Consider the following 18742-nt stretch of genomic DNA (forward strand, 5'->3'; position numbering starts at 1 on the left):
CTTTGCGCTGTGCCGTTGAACAACATTCATGATCACCGTGGGCTCAGGCAACCTGCGCCACGGCTGTAACCGGCGACGGTCGCCAACTGAGCGCCATCAGCAAGGCACCCACTCCGGCCGCCAGCAGGAACCCGAACGCCAGGCTGTAGGAGCCCTGCCCGATACTGACCAGCCAACCGATCACCATGGGCCCGATCCCGGCGGCGACCTGGCCGCCGAAGTTGATGATGCCGGAAGCCGTGCCTACTGAGCTGTCTGCCAGGTGTTTGAGCGGGATGGCGAACACTGTGCCATAGATCGCCGTGTAACCCACCAGGCTCAGGGTCCAGAAGGTCAACAGCCAGGGCAGTGAGTCGGCGAACATCATCAAGCCGAGGAACAGCACCACCATGGCCGCGCCGACGCTCATGAAAATCCGCTCGCGACCGTCGCCGACCTTATCCAGCAACCAGCCGACGCCATTGAGCGAGGCAAAGGCCACCAGGTACGGGATGGACGAAGCGAATCCCACACGCAGGATGTCGATGTCCCGGGTCTTGACCAGAAAGCTCGGCATCCAGGAAACCAGACCGATATAGACGATATTGCTGAAGAAAAAGATGAGCATGGCTTTGCGCAAAAGTGGTTGGCGTAACAAATCAGCGAACAAGCCCTTGGCCCGGGCGCCAGCCTCGCGTTTCGGCGACGGCTTGACGGCAAACCAGAGCATCAGCGCCACGGCAACGCCGATGGCGCCGAATACGTGATAGGCAAAGCGCCAGCCGTGGGCATGCATCAATGCGGCGATGGCGCCGGTGCCGACCGCGCTGCCGATAAACGAGGCGCCGATGATCAGGGACTTGGCCCGCGCCCGCTGCCGTCGCGGAAAGGCTTCGGCAATGGTGACGGTACTGGCCGGGGCGAAACCGCCCTCACCCAGGCCAAACAGCACGCGAATCACCACCAGAGCGAAGAACGATCCGGCCATGCCGGTCAGGCTGGTGAACACCGACCAGCAGGCCACGCAGAACACCAGTACTGCGCGGGAGCCAAAACGGTCGGCCAGCCAACCGGCGATCAGTTGCATCAACGCGTAGCTGATATAGAACGAACCCAACAACACGCCGGCGTCCTTGGCGTCGAGGGCAAACTCCTGAGTGATGGGGATAATGGCGATGCTCATGGCCATGCGGTCGGCATTGGCCAGGATCCACGAGATCAGCAGCGTGATGAGTACGAAGGTCTTGTGTCGACTGCTATAGGCCGGCGCAAGACTGCGGTTGGCTGACGGCTTGTTGTTTTCGCTTGTATTCGTCATGGCGGTTTCCACAGGTTGGATCAGGAGTGCCAGCGCAGGCTGGCCGTGAGAATGTCCAGGCCGGGTAGCCGGGAGAAACCGCAAAGTGCGTCGAACAGCGGCCGCAGGGCCTGATCACCGATATTGCCTGCGGCGCAGTCGCTGAACTTTTGCCATTGCTCCTCGGCACTCAAGGGGTTCTGCGGGCAACCCTTCGGGTAGCTCCAGTGCTGTTCGAGGGTGCGGCCGTCCTGCAGCGCAATTCGTGCCAGACAATCACCGCCCCAGGGCAACTGCGCCGCTTGCGGGGAAACCTGCTGCTCATGGCGATGCACCTTCGGCATCAACTGCTGTATGTCAGGGCGCAGCAGAGTTGCGTCGCTGAAATGACCCAGGCGCGGCGAACCATCGAGCAGCGCCACCGCCGCGCAAAAATTCATGCTGAAGCGCGCTTCGGTCGGCGTGCGCGGCTGCTCATAACGCAGGTTCGCCACCATGAAGCCCGGCAAATACAGATCGACCCTGGCGATCTGCGCGACGCTGAATGCGTGACTTGCGCGCAAGGCCAGCAGCGCGTCGATGCCCAGGTGACTGGACATGCACGATGGGTAAAGCTTGGCGACCAGTCCAAATTCTTCGATGGCCAGCGGCGCATCCGGAAACAGGCACACGGGCGCTTCGACCGTGTGAGGCTGGCCCGCATATAACTGCGCAAATGACCATTGCCCCTGCAACGTGTCCTCGACACCGGTAATTCCGGCTGCCGCCAACCTTGCCGCCATCACCCCGTGCAGCGCGGCGAAGCCTGCATGCAGCGGCTTGACCATCGAGCCGAACTGACGCTTGCTGCCCCCGGCCAGGCTGCTGGCGATACTCAGGGTATGCACGATCCCCTCTGCATCAAGTTGCAACAGCACCGCACAGGCCACGGCCACGCCGAGGGTGCCAATGGTCGACGTGGCGTGCCAGCCGGCAGCGTAATGCGCCGGATTGACTCGTTTGCCGATCTGCGCCTGCACTTCGAGGCCAATGATGTAGGCGCGCACGATGGCGGCAGGCCTGGCGCCGATTTCCTCGCCCAGAGCCAGCAAGGCCGGAACCAGCGCAGCACTGGCGTGGGTTACCGGCGGAAAGAAGTTGTCGTCGAAGTCCAGCACATGGGCCGCGCAACCATTGACCAGCGCCGCCCAGGTCGCGGCTACGGGCACCTGGCTGGTCACGGCACTGGCGCCGCCACCCTCGCCGGCAAACGCCCGTCCGGCGTTCAGCACCGCCGGTTCCTTGCGACCGCCCAGCAGACAGCCGATGACGTCAGTGATGGCGATTTCGGCCCGCTGCACCGCCAGCCCGGAAAAAATCAGGGTGGTATCGGCGCTCCAGGCGGCCAGTTGCCGGCTCAGAGACAGGCTTGTGTCTGCGCCTGGCTGATGACCTTCACGGTCAAAAACTTGCGGTTGTATCGATTGCATGGGACGGTTCCGCTGAGTGGGTACAGGGGCAACTGCCGGAACAACTGTCATGGCAATTGCGTTACACCGGGCCATGCTAAGCTCGCCGACACTGGGGTCGCGAGGTACAGAAGTTCACTCAACGGGCGTGGCTGTACTGGTTTCGCACCAGTACAGATAAGGAGGGGGTAATGACGCTGATTCGCTTGTCCAGCAATCTGAAAATGTCGTTGGTGGAGCAGATCGTCGAGCAGCTCGGAGAGCTGATCAATCAGGGCACGTTGCGTCCGGGCAGTAAAATGACGTCGATCCGCCTTTTTGCCCGTCAGCATCAGGTCAGTGCCCATACCGTCACCGAAGCCTATGAGCGCCTGGTTGCTCTGGGGCACATCGAATCACGGCCACGCAGCGGTTTTTTCGTCAGGCGTCCGCGCCGTTCGGCTACCCGTAATGTCAGCCAAAGCCCGTTCGCCAAGGCTTTCGATCACCTTTGGCAATTGCGCGCGCACCTGAGTAACGACGATGGCCTGCTCAATGTCAGTTCCGGCCGTCTGCCACCGCAATGGCTCGACAGCGACATGCTGCGGGTCAGCCTCAAGTCCGCCGCCACCCGTCTCGATTCGGACCTGATGCAATACGGCGACCCGTACGGCTACCTGCCCTTGCGCAATCTGTTGCAGACGCGCCTGAGCGACCTCGGCATCCACACCCCTTCGAGCCAGTTGCTATTGACTGACGGCACCACCCAGGCCGTTGACCTGATCATGCGTTATCTGCTGCGCCCCGGCGACTCGGTACTGGTCGACGACCCCGGCTACTTCAATCTGTTCAGCAACCTGCAGCTGCAAGGGATCGAGGCACTGCCAGTGCCGCGTACGGCCGACGGCCCGGATATCCAGGTACTGGAAGAACTGGCGCGCACCCATCGGCCCAAGGTCATGTTCACTCAGTCTGTACTGCATACGCCGACCGGCTCCACTACGTCGCCAGGTCATGCCTACCGCCTGCTGCGACTGGCCGAGGAATACGATTTTAATATCGTCGAGAACGACACCTACGCCGACTTCCTCGACACCCCCTCCACGCGTATCGCCGCGCTGGATCAATTGCATCGGGTGTTTTACGTCGGCAGCTTTTCCAAAACCCTGTCGGCCGCAGCACGAGTCGGCTTTATCGCCGCACCTGAAGCCGCCGTGCGCGATCTGTGCAGTCTGAAAATGATCACCAGTATCACCAGTAGCCAGATCAACGAACGCCTGGTGTTCCACGCCCTGACTGAGGGCCATTACCGGCGCTCACTGGAACGCTTGCGCACACGCCTGGCCGAGCGGCTGGCGCATACCGAAGCGTTGTTGGAAAGCATGGGTTTCGAACTTTTCTGCCGGCCCCTGGGTGGCAAGTTTGTCTGGGCCCGGCATCCTGCGTATGAGAGCTCGGACGAAATCTGGCGTCTTGCCGCAGCTGCAGGGATCGTCCTTGCGCCGGGCAAGGTGTTTCGCAGTGGCATGCCGCAAACGCCCTGGTTTCGCTTGAATGTGTGCTGCACTGATGAGCCTGCTTTGTTGGCTTTTCTGCAATCGATTAGTCACGCAGCAAGTTGCCCAGGCAACTAATCCGCACCGTTCTTCTCTGCATTCACAGTAGGTGTGAATTCTCGTCATAGCTGGACTCTGGACGTGGCGCCAACCCCGGCGCTATGGTGGTAATCAACGCGGTCACAGTTCACTCAGTACTTTTTCCAGTAGCAGGCGCACGTCATCGCAAGCGTTCTGGTGCCTGCATTTTTCCAGGCGCGATAACTTCGCCCGCCGCATTAAAACCATCTAAAAACTGGCATGAATAAAATGAACAAGAGTCCCGAAATAAGCGGTACCACCCGGGTATACGCCATCATTGCCGACCCGATCCATCATGTGAAAACCCCAGAGACCATCAACCGGCTCTTTGCCTCCCGTGGCGAAGACCGGGTCATGGTGCCCTTGCATGTCAGCCCGGCGGATCTGCCCGGCGTTGTCGCGGGCCTGCGCGGGATCCAGAGCCTCGATGGTTTTATCGTCACCGTCCCGCACAAGACGGCGATTGTCGAGCTGTGCGACAGCGTTTCAGCAGCTGCCCGCCTGGTGGGAGCGGTCAACGTTGTGCGGCGTACCGAGGCGGGATTACTGCATGGCGACATTCTCGACGGCGCCGGTTTTGTTGCCGGTCTGCAGCAGGCCGGTATCGACCCGCGAGCAAAAAAAGTCTACCTGGCAGGCGCTGGCGGCGCGGCCAATGCCATCGCCTTCGCCCTTGCTGCCGCTGGTGTTCTGCGACTGACTATCTACAACCGTACGCGGGCCAAGGCCGAAGAGCTGGTGGCGCGGATCGGCGCCGCCTATCCAGGGCTGGACCTGCAGGTCGGCAGTGCCCGCCCGGACGGCGATGAGCTATTGATCAATGGCACGTCCCTGGGCCTGCGGGAGGCCGATCCGTTGCCATTCGACGTCAGCACCCTGAATCCCGCACAGACAGTCGCCGAAATCATCATGCAGCCGGCGATTACACCGCTGCTGCGTGCAGCCGCACAGATGGGCTGCCGGACTCATGAAGGCCTGCCGATGCTGCTGTGTCAGATCGAATTGATGGCGGCAGCAATGGCTACTGACGATAACGAGAATAATCATGCTTGAGTTCGACTATGTCATCGTTGGCGGCGGCACCGCCGGTTGCATCCTCGCCAATCGCCTAACTGAGTCGGGGCGCTTTCGGGTGCTGATGCTGGAAGCTGGCGGCGAGCCGAAAAGCTTGTGGATTCCGATTCCGGCCGGTTTCAGCAAGCTGCTGGTGGACACGCGCTATAACTGGCGCTTCAAGACCCAGGCAGAAGCCAATACCCGTGGCCGGGAAATCTCCGTGCCCCGAGGCAAGGGCCTGGGCGGCTCGACCTTGATCAACGGCATGATTTACGTGCGCGGTCAGCCAGGCGATTACGACGCTTGGGCGGCGACCGGAGCAAAAGGCTGGGACTTCAATACCCTCAAGCCCTACTTCAGAGCTTTCGAGAACTACGCTCAGGGCGACGCCAGCCGCGGACACATGGGCCCCATGCATATTCATCAGGTCAGCGAGCGCTACCCGGTTGCCGATGCCTTCCTCAAGGCCGCGAGCGAGGACGGCCATGCCTGGAACCGCGACTATAACGGCGACGACCAGACCGGCTTCGGTTACTACCAAGTGGCCCAGCACAAAGGTCGGCGCTGGAGTGTGGTCGACGGCTATCTCAAGCCGGCGCGCAACCGAGCCAATCTGCATATCGAAACCGACGCCCACGTACTGCGCCTGGATCTGCAGGGCACACGTTGCACGGGTATCACTTATCGCAAGGATGGCCGGGAAGTGTCCGTCAGCGCTTCCCGTGACGTGATTCTCTGTGCCGGGGCGATCCAGTCGCCGCAGATCCTGGAGTTGTCCGGCATCGGCCGCGTAGAGGTGCTGAGTCAATTTGGTATTGCCGTGAAGCACCCCTTGTCGGGCGTCGGCGAGAACTACATCGACCACTTCGCGACACGGGTCAACTGGCGCCTGAAAAATACCCTGACCCTCAATGAACTGGCGCGAGGCTGGCGTTTGGGCCTGGCGGTGGCCGAGTATTTCTCGCGCCGGACCGGCATCCTGACCCTGGGTACCGGCCTGGTACACGGCTTCATCAAGACCCGGGACGATATGGCCACGCCCGATGTGCAGTATTTTGTCGTGCATGCCAGTTATGCCAACGCCGCCGAACGCATCCTCGACAGGCACCCCGGTTTCACTATCGGTGTCAGCCAGTTGCGGCCCAAATCCAAGGGCAGCATCCATATCCAGTCGTCGGATCCGGACACCATGCCGGCGATACGGCCCAACTTTCTCACCGAGGAAGAGGATTGCACGAGCCTGATCGAAGGCATGAAGATCGCTCGCCGTATCATGCAGCAACCGGCAATGCAGGCGTATGTCGAGGAAGAGAAAAGCCCGGGTTTGCAGACAGCTACCGACGAGCAATGGCTGGAGTTTGCCAAGGACAACGGCCAGACCATCTACCACCCCATCGGCACCTGCCGCATGGGCGAGGATGAAGGCGCGGTCGTCGACTCGTCCTTGCGCGTGCATGGCTTGCAGGGCCTGCGCGTTATCGATGCCTCGGTGATCCCGTCCATGGTGTCGGGCAATATCCAGGGCGCGGTGATGGCGGTGGCGGAACGTGGCGCTGCCATTATTCTGGCCGAAGTGGATAGCTAAGGGCTGTCACGCTGCAAACACCTGGTAGGGCCGGTTTTAGCCGGGAGAGCGTAGGCTTCAAGTACGTCCTCCCGGCTAAAGCAGGTCCTACAGAGAACGCATTCCAATTCAGGAAGTTGCGTTATGTTGAATAGGAGGCCTTTGGGCCTTCTTTTTATCAGGCATTGCCGAACTGCCGGCTCAGCTTTCCCGCTGCCTTTTCAAACGCCACTTTCATTTCTTCGATCACGATCTGGCTATGTTCGAAGGAGATATAGATGCGCCCGTAAGGCGACGGCATCATCAGTACACCCTCCTCGCGCAGGGCGAGATGCAGAGCCTTGGTAAATTCCGGATTGGCGATTTGTGCTGCGCGGTCGTAGGTGGTCGGCGCCGCGGGTGCCAGCCAGATGCCGAAAACGTTGCCATAGCCGCTGGTGCTAATGGTGACGTTGTGGGACTCGAAGATTGCCTCGATCGCTTCGCGCAGATCATTGCCGCGCTGGATCAGGCGCTCATAGTCGCACTCGTCCAGCAGAGAGAGCGTGCTGCTCACCGCCGCGCAGGCCATGGGGTTGCCGCTGAAAGTGCCGCCACGGGCCACTCGGCCTTCTGCGAAACCGGCAAGGATATGCGGCTTGCCGACCACGGCAGAGACCGGTACGCCATTGCCGATCGCCTTGCCGACGCTGGCCAGATCCGGGTCCAGGCCCTCGCGCAGGCCCGCCAGCCCGGCGTACAGGCGAAAGCCCATGAGCACCTCATCGCAGATGACCAGAGCACCGTGTTTATGGGCGATGTCCTGCACATGCTTGAGATAGCCCGGCAGCGGCATGATGCAGCCGGCGTTGGCCAGCATCGGTTCGAGGATCACCGCCGCGATGTCCTGGTCCTCGGCAAACAGTCGCTCCACGTCATCAAAATCGTTGAAGCGGATCAGGGTAGTGCGCTGGGTGGCAGGACGTGCGCCTGTTTCGAAACACGCCTCAGCCGAGGTCACGTTGCCGAAGCTGACATCATCGAACCAGCCATCGAAACCCGCCGCCATCTTGGCGATCCGGCCGCGGCCGGTATAAGCCCGGGCCGCACGGCAGGCCAGATGTACGGCTTCGCTGCCAGAGTTGGTGAACATGACCTTGCTCAGTTCGCCGGTGTGCCGGGCAAGCGCCGTTGCTGCACTGTGTTCGCGGACATGGGCCCAGGACGGCGCGGCGCTATCGATCAATGCCTGGGCCACTGCCGCGTTCACCGTGTCATCGGCATGCCCCAGCAATACGGCACCAAAACCCAAGGCAGTGTCGATGTACTTGCGGCCTTTGTCGTCCCAGAGATAGGCACCCTCACCTCTCTGAATAAACAGCTTTTCTCCATTCAGGTCGGGAAGGATACGGGCTGCACTGGAAACATCGCCAACTAGGTTAAGCATTCTGAACCTCTGAATATTGCAGGCTGGAGCCGCCGCCCTGTGAGGGCGGCAGTCTTGTTACTTCTGGGAGATCCAGGCGTTGAAGCGTTGGTTGAGGTTCTCGCTGTTATCCACCCAGAACTCCACATCCAGCGGCACGGACTGCGCCAGGTTTTCCGGCGTGGTCGGCAGGTCTGCCTTGTACTCAGCCGGAACCAGGTCGTTGGCTTTCTTGTTGGTCAGACCATAGGCGATGAACTTGGGCAGCTTGGCCTGATTCTCGGGCTTGCTGGCAAAACCGATGAAGTCCATGGCGGCGGCTTTGTTCTCGGTGCCCTTGGGCACGGTCCAGGAGTCGATGGCGGATACGCTGCCGTTCCACAGGAAGTGGAAATGCTTGCCTTCGCTGCGGTTGAAACCGGTAATGCGGCCGTTATAGGCCGAGCTCATGACCACATCCCCCGCCGCCAGCAGCTGCAATGGCTGTGCCCCCGCCTCCCACCAGACGATGCTCGACTTGATGCTGTTGAGCTTGTTGAAAGCGCGATCAACCCCCTCAGGCGTACGCAGCACTTTGTAGACGTCGGCTGGTTTCACGCCGTCGGCGATAAGGGCGAACTCCAGAGCATATTTCGGGCCTTTGCGCAGGCCGCGTTTGCCGGGAAACTTGGTCGTATCAAAGAAGTCCGCCCAGGACGTCGGGGCCGTTTTGAGCTTGTCACCGTCCCAGGCCACGCCGGTATTCCAGACGATGGCGCCGACGCCGCAGTCATTGACCGCTTCCGGGATAAAGTCGGCCTTGTTGCCGACCTTGGCCCAGTCGATCTTCTCGTACAGCCCGGTTTCACAGCCCAGTGCCAGGTCTTCGGCTTCGACTTCAACAACATCCCAGGTCGGGTTACCTACTTTGACCTTGGCGTCGAGAATACCTACCCCGCCGTCCCAGCTCTGGTCGAGGACCTTCTTGCCGATCTTCTGGCCGTAGGGTGCGAAGAAGATCTCGCGTTGCGCGTCCTGAAAGCTTCCTCCCCAGGAAACAATGGTCAGGTCGCGAGCGTTGGCGGCCTGGGAGGCGGCGAGGCCGGCGACCGCAAAGGCGAGTGCGGCTAAAGCGTGGCATGGCTTGTGCTTCTTGTGCATTTAGAACCTCGACGCAGATGTTGTGTTGTGGTGGTAAAAATATTTACCACTGCAAAATGTGCGAAGCAAGTTTTATTTCCTGTGCGCGCGAAAAACCCGCAATCGCCCGTGTAAACGGCCAGCGACGTTTTTTTGCGCCTGCCATTTGCTGTCGCCCTCTGCTTGCCAGTGGCCCACTTCACCGCTTTTCAGTTGTCTGGTCATCACAACTGTCACCGAATAGCCTGCCACCCGTGTTACTTTTGCCACCATCGAGTGGGAGGTAATGGTGCGTTTTACCCCACGATGGTACGCGTGAGAGCCCACGCCAGGATTCAGCTGTTCCCGCAGACGGCCTGTCGAGCTTGCCGCTGCGGGCCGTTCATTTGAGGAATCAACCGTGACAGATACATCGGCGATCAGCCGCAACCCACATGCGCCTGAAGATCTGCCCGAAGAGGCCATCGCAGACCAAGAGACCGCGTCGGTAGGCGAACGGCTCAAGGCGCTGCGACAGAGCCGGGGCCTGTCGATACGCGGCCTGGCCGAACAGGCAGGCGTGCCCCATGCGACCCTTTCAATCATTGAGCGGGATAAATCCAGCCCCTCTGTCAGCATCCTGAAACGCCTGCTGCGTCCGCTGAACGTCACCCTGAGTGCGTTTTTCTCCGATTCAGCAGTGGTGGATCGCGCAGTGTTCTACAAGGCCAGTGAGCTGGTCGAACTGGCTGACGGGCGCAAGCTGTCGTACCGCCAGGTGGGTGCGAACCTGACCAACAGCTCGATGATGATCCTGCATGAACGCTACGAACCTGGCGCCGATACCGGCGAGGAAGGCGAAGAGCTTTACTCCCATGAGGCAGAAGAAGGCGGCGTGATCATCGAAGGCCGCCTGGAAATGACCGTGGGCGACGAGGTGCGGATTCTGTCGGCCGGCGATGCCTATTACTTCGACAGCCGCCTGCCCCACCGCATGCGCAACCCCTTCGATGAGGTCTGTATCGTGGTCAGCGCAGTCTCGCCACCGACCTTCTGATTCAAGAATAGAAAAGGCAGCCGCAAAGCTGCCTTTTTGCTGTCAGTGCCACGGATTCTCGAGCAGCTTGCGTTCCATGAAGTCGCGGAACACGCGGATCCGCGGGCTCAGATGCTTGCGATTGGAATAGATCAGGTAAACCGGCTCGCGCGCCGCAATGACGAATTCGTCGAGCACAGGCACCAGTCGACCGGCTTTCAGGTCGGCACCGATATGAAACTGTGCCAGCTTGACGATGCCAGCCCCCGCCAGGGCCATTTCCCGCAGCAAGTCGCCCTGGGCAAATACCGCCTTGGGCACCACCGGAATACTTACTACCTCACCCTCGACCTGGAATTGCCAGTTGTTCCAGACACTGTCGAAACCGAAGTTGAAACAGTCATGGGCCAGCAGATCACCGGGCTGCTGCAGCGCTCCCCGCCGCGCAAGGTAGTCCGGGGACGCGCAGGTGATCCAGGCGCTCTCCCCTATCTTGCGGGCTATTCGCGATGAGCTGGGCAGTACACCACTGTGAATGGCCAGATCCAGGCCCTGCTCGAAATGATCGACATATTGCGCACCCACCTGGATATCCACCGTCAGGCCGGGATAGGTCGCCAGAAACTCCGGCAGCCACGGCAGTATCTGGTGCTTGGCGAAGGTGGTCATGGTGTGGATGCGCAGTGATCCGCTCACCCGGTTGGGGAACGCCTCGGCCAGGGAGTCCGCTTCAGCCATCGCATTGATCACCTCCCGGGCACTGACCAGGTAGGCCGCGCCTTCTTCGGTCAGGGTCAGGCTGCGAGTGCCGCGCTGAAACAGTCGCACTTGCAGGCGATCTTCAAGGCGGCTGATCAATTTGCTCATGGCCGAGGGGGTCAGGTCGTGGGCACGACCGGCAGCCGAGAAATTGCCGTGCTCGGTCGCCCATATGAAGGCCAGCATCTGCGAGTAGTTATCCATCGATACGGCTCTGCAGCAAAAGTGGCGAGCAGCCTGCCAGTATTTGCCGGCTCGAACAACCGGCGCCTGCCAGTGCCACCTGACCTTTCACGGCAATCGGTACAAAGGACAAGGAACCACGACGATTGAACGCATTAAAGCCTTTGCATCGCCTACGCTGTGTTGGACAAGTGAACCTTGGCAACGACTGTCGCACTCCAGCCAAGCCTGATGCTTTCAATACAAGAGGTTTCGCAATGCCAGAATTCAACGCTCCATTGCGTGACATGCGCTTCGTGCTCAACGAACTGTTCGACGCTGCGGCGCTGTGGCAAAGGCTGCCCGCCCTGGCCGAACGTATGGATGCCGACACCGCCGATGCGATTCTTGAAGAAGCAGCCAAGGTCACCGCAGGCCTGCTGGCGCCGCTCAATCGCAGCGGTGACGAGGAAGGTGTGCACTGGCAGGATGGCAAAGTCAGCACACCCAAGGGCTTTCGCCAGGCCTATGCCACTTATATCGAAGGTGGCTGGGTCGGGCTCAGCGGCAATCCAGATTTCGGCGGGATGGGCTCGCCGAAGATGCTTGCCGTGCTGTTCGAGGAAATGCTCTACGCCGCCAACAGCAGTTTCGCGCTGTATTCGGCGCTCAGCTCCGGCGCCTGCCTGGCCATCGATGCCCATGCCAGCGAGGACCTCAAGGCACGCTTCCTGCCAGCCATGTATGAAGGCCGCTGGGCCGGCTCCATGTGCCTGACTGAAGCCCACGCCGGCACCGACCTGGGCCTGATCCGCACCCGCGCCGAACCCCAGGCCGATGGCAGTTATCGCATCACCGGCAGCAAGATCTTCATCACCGGCGGCGAGCAGGACCTGACAGAAAACATCATCCACTTGGTATTGGCCAAGCTGCCTGATGCACCCGCCGGGCCCAAGGGCATTTCGCTGTTTCTGGTGCCCAAGATGCAGGTCAACGACGACGGCTCCCTCGGTGCGGCCAATGCTGTGGGTTGCGGCTCTGTCGAGCACAAGATGGGCATCAAGGCCTCGGCCACCTGCGTGATGAACTTTGATGGCGCCACTGGCTGGCTGATCGGCGAGAGTAATCGCGGTCTGGCGGCGATGTTCACCATGATGAACTACGAGCGCCTTTCCATCGGTATCCAGGGTCTGGGCTGCGCTGAGGTGTCCTATCAGAACGCCCGCACTTACGCCAGGGAACGCCTGCAAAGCCGCTCGGCCAGCGGCCCCGTGGCCAAGGATAAGATTGCCGACCCGATCATCGTCCACGGTGATGTGCGGCGCATGCTGCTGACCATGAAAGCCATGACAGAAGGCGGCCGCGCGTTTGCCTGTTATGTCGCACAACAACTGGACCTGGCCAAATTCACTGCTGATCCTGAAGAGCGCCTGCGCGCCGAGTCCCTGGTGGCGCTGCTGACGCCTGTGGCCAAGGCATTCTTCACCGATATCGGCCTGGAAACCTGCGTCCACGGCCAGCAGATATTCGGCGGCCACGGCTACATTCGCGAATGGGGTCAGGAGCAGTTGGTTCGGGATGTGCGTATTGCGCAGATTTATGAAGGCACCAACGGTATTCAGGCGCTGGACTTGCTCGGGCGCAAGGTGTTGGGCAATGGCGGTGCGGCGCTGGGCATCTTTGCCGAAGAGATTCGCGAGTATGCCCAAGGCAGCGCATCACCCTACGCGGGGCAGTTGCTCGCAGCGCTGGAACGACTGGTCGATCTCAGCCTCTGGCTCAGGCAACAGGCCGTTACCGAGCCGAATATCGTCAGCAGCAGTTGCGTGGAATACCTGCACTTCTTCGGTTATGTCAGCTACGCCTACCTGTGGGCACGCATGGCGGGGCTCGCCGAAGAGAAAATCGCCGACGACGTGCCTTTCTACAGCGCCAAACGAGCCACAGCGGCGTTCTTCTACGCACGCTTGCTGCCGCGGATCGACAGCCTGGAGGCTTGCGTCCGTGGCGGCAGCGGCTCTTTGTACGCGCTGGATGCCGAGCAGTTCTAGGCTCTGTACGAAAAGTCGCCGAGCGAAGGTCAGGCAAGGCAAAAACAGGCGAGGAACGGCCGGGGTCGCGCTCGACTTTACTGGCTGTAAATGAGCATTATCCGCTACGCGGCCCCTTCGGGCCGTCCTTCGGACGTTCTCCTTTCAGTCGTCCGAGCCTGTTTTTAACGCAGCATCACCGAGCGCAGGCATTTTTCGTACAGAGCCTAAGTCAGATCGTGCAGTGACTTGCCATTCGGCGCGGTCACGCTGACTTCGCTGAATGTGACCTGCAGGCCACCACGCTCCGGAGTACAGGCCATGGGCCCGACCCAGTACTGCCTGGCCTGGGGAAATGGCGCCAGGCGAATCAGCGGCCAATGCTCGCCATCGGTCGAGGCCTGGACCTTGAGCACACCGTTTTGCAGAGTCACGCGCAGCCAGAACCCCGCCGTATCGCCATTGAACAGGCCGGTAGACCAGTCGGACACGCCATCAGTGACGACCGTACTGAGATACGGCACACCGTCATTGACCTCGATCGTGATCTTCACCCAATGCTCGGCATCGATGCGCACCATCAGCCCGGCCTGATCATAGAGTGCTCTGAAATCAGCAGAAACCCTGGCCTGGGCGGTGAATTCAGGACCGGTCCTGACCCCGTAGAAATGCCCGGAGTCCCGGACAAAACCATAGTGGGTCTCGCGCCAGAAATCGGTGGCAGCGTCGGTGGTCCAAGTGAGCTGGTCGCCAAGCATCGACCAGCTTTTCGGTTCGTTCAGCCATTCATATTCGTCGTACATATGATCTCCCTGAAATAGCCCCACTCAACTCATGGGCGACGTGCTGACAATCCTTAACGCCAGACCTTCATATGGTGCAAGGTCAATCGTGAAGGCGCCTTCAGCCGTCAGGTCACCCTCAACCCTCTCGTTGATAATGTCCACTACCAGCCCATGACCAATATCCGGCAGGTGCAGGGTTTCGGTGATGGGCTCGGCGCTGAAGTTCAGGGCGGTGATCTGCATACCCTTCCCGGCTGGCAGTTCGTGGACCATGATCAACAGGCCGGGATGCTGGACATCCGGGATCAGCACCTGACGACTCGCGGCAATGTCATAGGCCCGACGCACAGCGAGGATTTTCTTCAGCTGCGAGGCGAAGGATTCCGGATCTTTCAACTGTTCCGGCAAGCTGCCGTACAGGTTCTGCGCCTTGGGCATCTGCCCTGAAGAAACAATCGCCTCCGGATCGAGGTCGACCAGATCGTAGGCGCCACGGTGGATCCAGCGGGTGTCGCCATCGAGCATCAAGTCCGCCACCTGTTCCGCCGCCAGTGGCAGCGCCCCTACCAGGTCCCAGCCGGACAAGGCGAAGACCCCCGGCTGCATGGCGTTGAACATCACCAATAGCAGGTGCAACTGGCGAATCTGCGGGATATCCGCCGGTTTGATCGCCTGCAAATCCCGTATACCCAAGGCCGCCGTGATGATGCTGACGGTGGTGCAGGACACGCCATTGGTGACGAATTTCAGGTTGTAGGGTGCGTGCTCACCGGCCAGACGCTCGTACATTTGCTCGCGGATATGCTCACGCAAGATATTGCCGGGGAAGGTCTGGCCCTGATACATGAAGGTGTCATGGGCATGCAGGGTCCAAAAATGCACCAGCTCCAGGGTCAGCTCGTCATGGTTTTGCAGGGCGTGGATCAGTGAGGCCGGGTCGATGCCATAGGCGTGGACCTGGCGCAGCATCAGGCGCAGGAACTCGGCATCGCCCATCAACAGAGCATGCTGGTAGGCCGGACGGGTGATGAAGTCATAGGACAGATCCGCGCCGCCATGGGACATCGAGGCGATATCGTCGATGGTCAGGTTCAGCTCCTGGAAGCTGAAGCCGCCAGCCTTGCGGATCGCCCCGCCAATCAACTGGTTGCCAGTAATGGACAGCGGATGGCTTTCTGACCACGCCGTGCCATCGAGCTTGCGCTCAACGCCAAGGAAGCCGTTGGCGTCCAGGCGCAGGATTTTTGCGCCCATCACATCGACCGCATGCAGGGCGTCGCCAATGATCATTTGTTGCGCGGCGAAACTGGGGTCAAGCCAGTTCAGCGAGGGCTGGCCTTCCTTGAAGTAATGCAGGTAGACCCAACGCCGCGGTTTGCCATCCACGCCGATGACTACGGGCGTGGTACTCCAGTCGGTTTCCTTGACGCCGGGTTCAAAGAAGATCACCCGCTGCAACTGGCCGACAATGTAATGCTTGTCGCGCAGGGCATCGACCTGCAGCGGGCTGAGGTTCTGCGCGTCACGCCCCGGCTCCACGTCAGGCAGCAGCGGCCAGTCTTCCTCGCGGATTTCCACCATGTGGTAGAGACCGGGATAGTCCTCATAGGCCATCTCGGCCAGACGGAAATCCGCACCCTTGCCGGTATGGGAAGGAATCACGTCATCGATGATCACCGCATTATGCGCGGCGGCGATTCGGGTCAGGTTTTGCAGTTGTTCTTCGGTGCCCAGTTCCGGATCGATGCCGAAGCTGATGCGGTCGAAGTTACCGTCGATGGTCGGCGTATGTTCACGGCCGTTGAGCCCGCCTGAGGTCTTCAGCGGGCCGTTATGAATGCCCTGGATGCCGATTTCCGACAGCGCATGCCACAGGCTTTCATCGCCCAGGGCCTGCAAGACCGTGCCGCCTTCGCTGGTGATGATCGAGGCGGGATAGGCGGTGAACCATACCGAAGCCAGTGCTGACGCGTCCCGCGGCCGGGTTTGTGCGAAGGGCCGTTGCCATAATCTTCCTTGCCCGGAATACAGGCGGGTCCGCTGCCGGGCGGCATTGAGCATGGATTGTTCAACCAGCCATGCCACGTAATCCTTGTCCGTCGTTGTCATAAGCACATTCACTCGCAGTCCAGTACATCGGGCCGTCGCACTAAGCAATCATCGCGGCACGAACGGCGCAGGTCGTGTGCATATGAGCCCGCGAGTGCGCAATCGTTGCATGGAATTTCCATGAAGGCGCTGTCTAGACCTTGAAATGGGCGATCAACCGATGCACCTCCCGGGTCATGCCAGCCACCTCGTTGCTGACCCGCACGGTATGTCGCGCCTCGCTGGCATTGCCCTCGCTGAGGCTGCGGATTTCCAGGGTATTGCGCTCCACCCCTTCAACAACTTGCGCCTGCTGTTCCGTGGCCGAGGCGATCTGCAGATTATGGTCGATGATCTCGTCCATATCCTGGGTGATGCCCTGGAAGATATCGGCGGTACGGGTGGCCTCGCCGACCCGGGTCGAAGCACTGGCGTGGCTGCTCTGAATGGTACCTACAGCGTTGCCTACCTGTTGCTGCAACTGTTCGATGGTGTGCTGTATTTCCCCGGTCAGGGCCTGGGAGCGGATTGCCAGACTGCGTACCTCGTCAGCCACCACGGCAAAACCACGGCCCTGCTCACCGGCTCGTGCAGCTTCGATGGCGGCGTTAAGGGCCAATAGATTGGTCTGCTCGGACACGCTGCGGATCTGCCCCACGGCCTGGGCTATCGCCCTGCTCTGCTCATCCACCGCCTGAATGGCCAGGATCGACTGGTCCATTTCCTTGAACAACTGGTGGATGCCGTTGGCCGCCGAACTGGCTTGTCGACTCCCTTCACGGCAGGTATCACCGACCCGACCGGCACGCGCCGCCATGGTCTGGGAAGAGCGGCTGACCTCCTGCACACTGCTGACCAGTTCGCTCATGGAGGTGCCGATCAGTTCCAGCTCGGCGCCCTGGCGGTCGGCACTTTGCTGGCTGGCAAAAGCGCTCTGGCTAAGATCCCCGGCCTTCCCCTGGGTCTCGGACGAAAAGCGGCTGACCTGCACGATCAACTCGGCGATACCGCTGCGCATGCGATTGAAGTCATCGGCGACATCGCCAAGCTCATCCCTGGCGCGGATTTGCAGGACATGCCCCAGTTCCCCGGCGGCAAAGCGGCGCATGCCATCGCGAATGCCGTGGATCGCCTCGCGCACCGAAAGAAAGAAGCCGCCGAACAGATAAATGATCACCAGGACGATCACGGCCAACAGCACGGCATAACCGAGCAGACGCTCCTGACTGCCCGCGACCCGTTCGCTCAACAGTGCCGTGCTGTCGTCAATCACCGCACGGAACGCTGCGTCGAGCTTGTCGACGCTGGGCTGATAGCTGTCGAAACGCTCATGCCAGAGGGCGATGGACTCTTCGTCGTAGCTGCCATTCTGCGAATAGGGTTCGACGATGCTGCTGGCATAACGGGAACTGGCAGCCAGCGCTGCATCGGCCAGCAGTCCACGGGCCTGAGGATTGTCTGCGCCGCTGCGGGCCTGAATATAAGGCTCCAGCAAGGCCGGTTGATTGATCACCGTCGCCCGTGAGGTGGACTCCAGAAAGCCGTAGGCGCTGACGTAAGCCGCGTAGCCGCGCGTCTGAGCCAGAGTGGCGTAGAGCGGCAGTATCTCGCTGATCAATAGATCGGTGGCGCGGTACAAACGCGGATCACCGTCCATGGTCAGCCGCGAATCCGCGCCGATCGCCTTGAGGGTCGCCAATTGCGCCTGCGCACCGCGGGTTTCCTCAAGATACAGAGCGCTGAGCACCTGATTGGCCTGAGGTGCGCCCAGGCTTGCTGACGGGTCCTTGAACATAAAACGGCGCGAGGCAAAGGGCGTGGCGGCCAGCCAGTCGCCGACGGCCTGCCCGGTCTGCTCGAGCTGCCGACGCCCGGTCTCGATGGCGGCAAGCACATCCGGCTGATTGCGGGCATGGCTCAGCACATGCAGCGCGGCCAGATCCAGCGCCGCCTTGTATACCGGCAAGGCTGCATTGAACGCCTGCAAGCCCTGCAACTCCATTCGCGCATTTTGCAGCTCGCCTTGTAAATCCACCAGCTTGCCTGCTGCCAGCCAACTAAACGGCGCCATGAAGACCAGAAAGATCAGGGAAAACTTGTGCAGATAGCGTGTGCGGCTCATCAGTGCCAGGACGGGTGTGAACATGAGCGCTTCCTCGAATGGGCCGGTACGCGCTCATGCTAGCGGTCAGGTACGTTGAGGCAGTTGGAGGCGTTGCACGAATGATTGAAGATTTGCGACATGGCGCAGTTGGCAGGCACCCCGCGGGTATGGAGAGAATACGTGGGAGCGAATTCATTCGCGAATAGTCCAGTACATCTGACTAACTTCTATCGTCCTGAATGCCGCTTTCGCGAATGAATTCGCTCCCACAGTGTTCGGATGACTGATCCCACAACCATCAACAGCAAGGAGGCA

13 protein-coding genes and 1 pseudogene are annotated in these 18742 nt (G+C 60.6%); 5 read left to right on the top strand and 9 right to left on the bottom strand.

All coding sequences use genetic code 11. The annotated features are described in order from the left end of the window. Nucleotides 1-43: 43 nt before the first annotated feature. Together M2401_RS13835 and M2401_RS13840 are read right to left on the bottom strand one after the other, a co-directional pair. Nucleotides 44-1297, bottom strand: coding sequence for an MFS transporter (locus M2401_RS13835; protein WP_259103579.1), 1254 nt, complete (start codon nt 1295-1297; stop codon nt 44-46). A 20-nt stretch (nt 1298-1317) separates the two neighbouring features. Further along, nucleotides 1318-2745: an MmgE/PrpD family protein gene (locus M2401_RS13840; RefSeq protein ID WP_259103581.1), complete on the bottom strand. Its 1428-nt coding sequence runs from the start codon at nt 2743-2745 to the stop codon at nt 1318-1320. Nucleotides 2746-2915: 170 nt separating this feature from the next. On the opposite strand from M2401_RS13840, the gene M2401_RS13845 reads away from it, so the two are divergent. The 3 genes from M2401_RS13845 (at nt 2916) to M2401_RS13855 (ending at nt 6981) form a co-directional block, all read left to right on the top strand. Further along, nucleotides 2916-4337, top strand: a complete 1422-nt coding sequence (locus M2401_RS13845; RefSeq protein ID WP_259103582.1) for a PLP-dependent aminotransferase family protein — start codon at nt 2916-2918, stop codon at nt 4335-4337. A gap of 231 nt (nt 4338-4568) precedes the next feature. Then, nucleotides 4569-5393, top strand: a complete 825-nt coding sequence (locus M2401_RS13850; protein WP_259103583.1) for a shikimate dehydrogenase — start codon at nt 4569-4571, stop codon at nt 5391-5393. Then, on the top strand, nt 5386-6981 hold the full coding sequence (locus tag M2401_RS13855; RefSeq protein WP_259103584.1) for a GMC family oxidoreductase: 1596 nt from the start codon (nt 5386-5388) through the stop codon (nt 6979-6981). The genes M2401_RS13850 and M2401_RS13855 overlap by 8 nt, the downstream gene beginning before the upstream one ends. A 157-nt stretch (nt 6982-7138) precedes the next feature. Here the strand turns inward: M2401_RS13855 and M2401_RS13860 are convergent, their stop codons facing one another. Then, nucleotides 7139-8386, bottom strand: a complete 1248-nt coding sequence (locus tag M2401_RS13860; protein WP_259103585.1) for an aspartate aminotransferase family protein — start codon at nt 8384-8386, stop codon at nt 7139-7141. A gap of 57 nt (nt 8387-8443) precedes the next feature. Next, nucleotides 8444-9505 (bottom strand): polyamine ABC transporter substrate-binding protein, encoded by a 1062-nt coding sequence (locus M2401_RS13865; protein ID WP_259103586.1) that lies wholly within the window; start codon nt 9503-9505, stop codon nt 8444-8446. Nucleotides 9506-9884: 379 nt separating this feature from the next. Here M2401_RS13865 and M2401_RS13870 point away from each other — a divergent pair, with 379 nt between their 5' ends. Beyond that, complete coding sequence (locus tag M2401_RS13870) at nt 9885-10520, top strand: cupin domain-containing protein (RefSeq protein ID WP_259103587.1); 636 nt, start codon at nt 9885-9887, stop codon at nt 10518-10520. 42 nt (nt 10521-10562) lie between these two features. Here the strand turns inward: M2401_RS13870 and M2401_RS13875 are convergent, their stop codons facing one another. Continuing rightward, on the bottom strand, nt 10563-11462 hold the full coding sequence (locus tag M2401_RS13875) for a LysR family transcriptional regulator (RefSeq protein WP_259103588.1): 900 nt from the start codon (nt 11460-11462) through the stop codon (nt 10563-10565). A 236-nt stretch (nt 11463-11698) separates the two neighbouring features. On the opposite strand from M2401_RS13875, the gene M2401_RS13880 reads away from it, so the two are divergent. Next, nucleotides 11699-13471 carry an acyl-CoA dehydrogenase C-terminal domain-containing protein gene (locus M2401_RS13880; protein ID WP_259103589.1) on the top strand — a complete coding sequence of 591 codons (1773 nt, stop codon included), beginning with the start codon at nt 11699-11701 and terminating at the stop codon, nt 13469-13471. A gap of 206 nt (nt 13472-13677) precedes the next feature. Here the strand turns inward: M2401_RS13880 and M2401_RS13885 are convergent, their stop codons facing one another. The 4 genes and pseudogenes from M2401_RS13885 to M2401_RS34515 all read right to left on the bottom strand — a co-directional run. Further along, nucleotides 13678-14253, bottom strand: coding sequence for a DUF1349 domain-containing protein (locus M2401_RS13885; RefSeq protein WP_409033927.1), 576 nt, complete (start codon nt 14251-14253; stop codon nt 13678-13680). A 24-nt stretch (nt 14254-14277) separates the two neighbouring features. Beyond that, nucleotides 14278-16344 (bottom strand): maltose alpha-D-glucosyltransferase, encoded by a 2067-nt coding sequence (gene treS, locus M2401_RS13890; protein WP_259103593.1) that lies wholly within the window; start codon nt 16342-16344, stop codon nt 14278-14280. A gap of 133 nt (nt 16345-16477) precedes the next feature. Next, complete coding sequence (locus M2401_RS34510) at nt 16478-17341, bottom strand: methyl-accepting chemotaxis protein (RefSeq protein ID WP_409033929.1); 864 nt, start codon at nt 17339-17341, stop codon at nt 16478-16480. Further along, nucleotides 17342-18469: pseudogene (locus M2401_RS34515) on the bottom strand (methyl-accepting chemotaxis protein); the annotation flags it as partial. Nucleotides 18470-18742: the final 273 nt, after the last annotated feature.

It is taken from the genome of Pseudomonas sp. JUb42, assembly GCF_024807945.1.
Taxonomy (GTDB): Bacteria; Pseudomonadota; Gammaproteobacteria; order Pseudomonadales; family Pseudomonadaceae; genus Aquipseudomonas.

Bases quoted from the DNA above. Each gene is read 5' to 3' on its own strand.
- M2401_RS13835 (WP_259103579.1), bottom strand. From the start codon at position 1,297: ATGACGAATACAAGCGAAAACAACAAGCCGTCAGCCAACCGCAGTCTT.
- M2401_RS13840 (WP_259103581.1), bottom strand. From the start codon at position 2,745: ATGCAATCGATACAACCGCAAGTTTTTGACCGTGAAGGTCATCAGCCA.
- M2401_RS13845 (WP_259103582.1), top strand. From the start codon at position 2,916: ATGACGCTGATTCGCTTGTCCAGCAATCTGAAAATGTCGTTGGTGGAG.
- M2401_RS13850 (WP_259103583.1), top strand. From the start codon at position 4,569: ATGAACAAGAGTCCCGAAATAAGCGGTACCACCCGGGTATACGCCATC.
- M2401_RS13855 (WP_259103584.1), top strand. From the start codon at position 5,386: ATGCTTGAGTTCGACTATGTCATCGTTGGCGGCGGCACCGCCGGTTGC.
- M2401_RS13860 (WP_259103585.1), bottom strand. From the start codon at position 8,386: ATGCTTAACCTAGTTGGCGATGTTTCCAGTGCAGCCCGTATCCTTCCC.
- M2401_RS13865 (WP_259103586.1), bottom strand. From the start codon at position 9,505: ATGCACAAGAAGCACAAGCCATGCCACGCTTTAGCCGCACTCGCCTTT.
- M2401_RS13875 (WP_259103588.1), bottom strand. From the start codon at position 11,462: ATGGATAACTACTCGCAGATGCTGGCCTTCATATGGGCGACCGAGCAC.
- M2401_RS13880 (WP_259103589.1), top strand. From the start codon at position 11,699: ATGCCAGAATTCAACGCTCCATTGCGTGACATGCGCTTCGTGCTCAAC.
- M2401_RS13885 (WP_409033927.1), bottom strand. From the start codon at position 14,253: ATGTACGACGAATATGAATGGCTGAACGAACCGAAAAGCTGGTCGATG.
- treS (WP_259103593.1), bottom strand. From the start codon at position 16,344: ATGACAACGACGGACAAGGATTACGTGGCATGGCTGGTTGAACAATCC.
- M2401_RS34510 (WP_409033929.1), bottom strand. From the start codon at position 17,341: ATGCGCAGCGGTATCGCCGAGTTGATCGTGCAGGTCAGCCGCTTTTCG.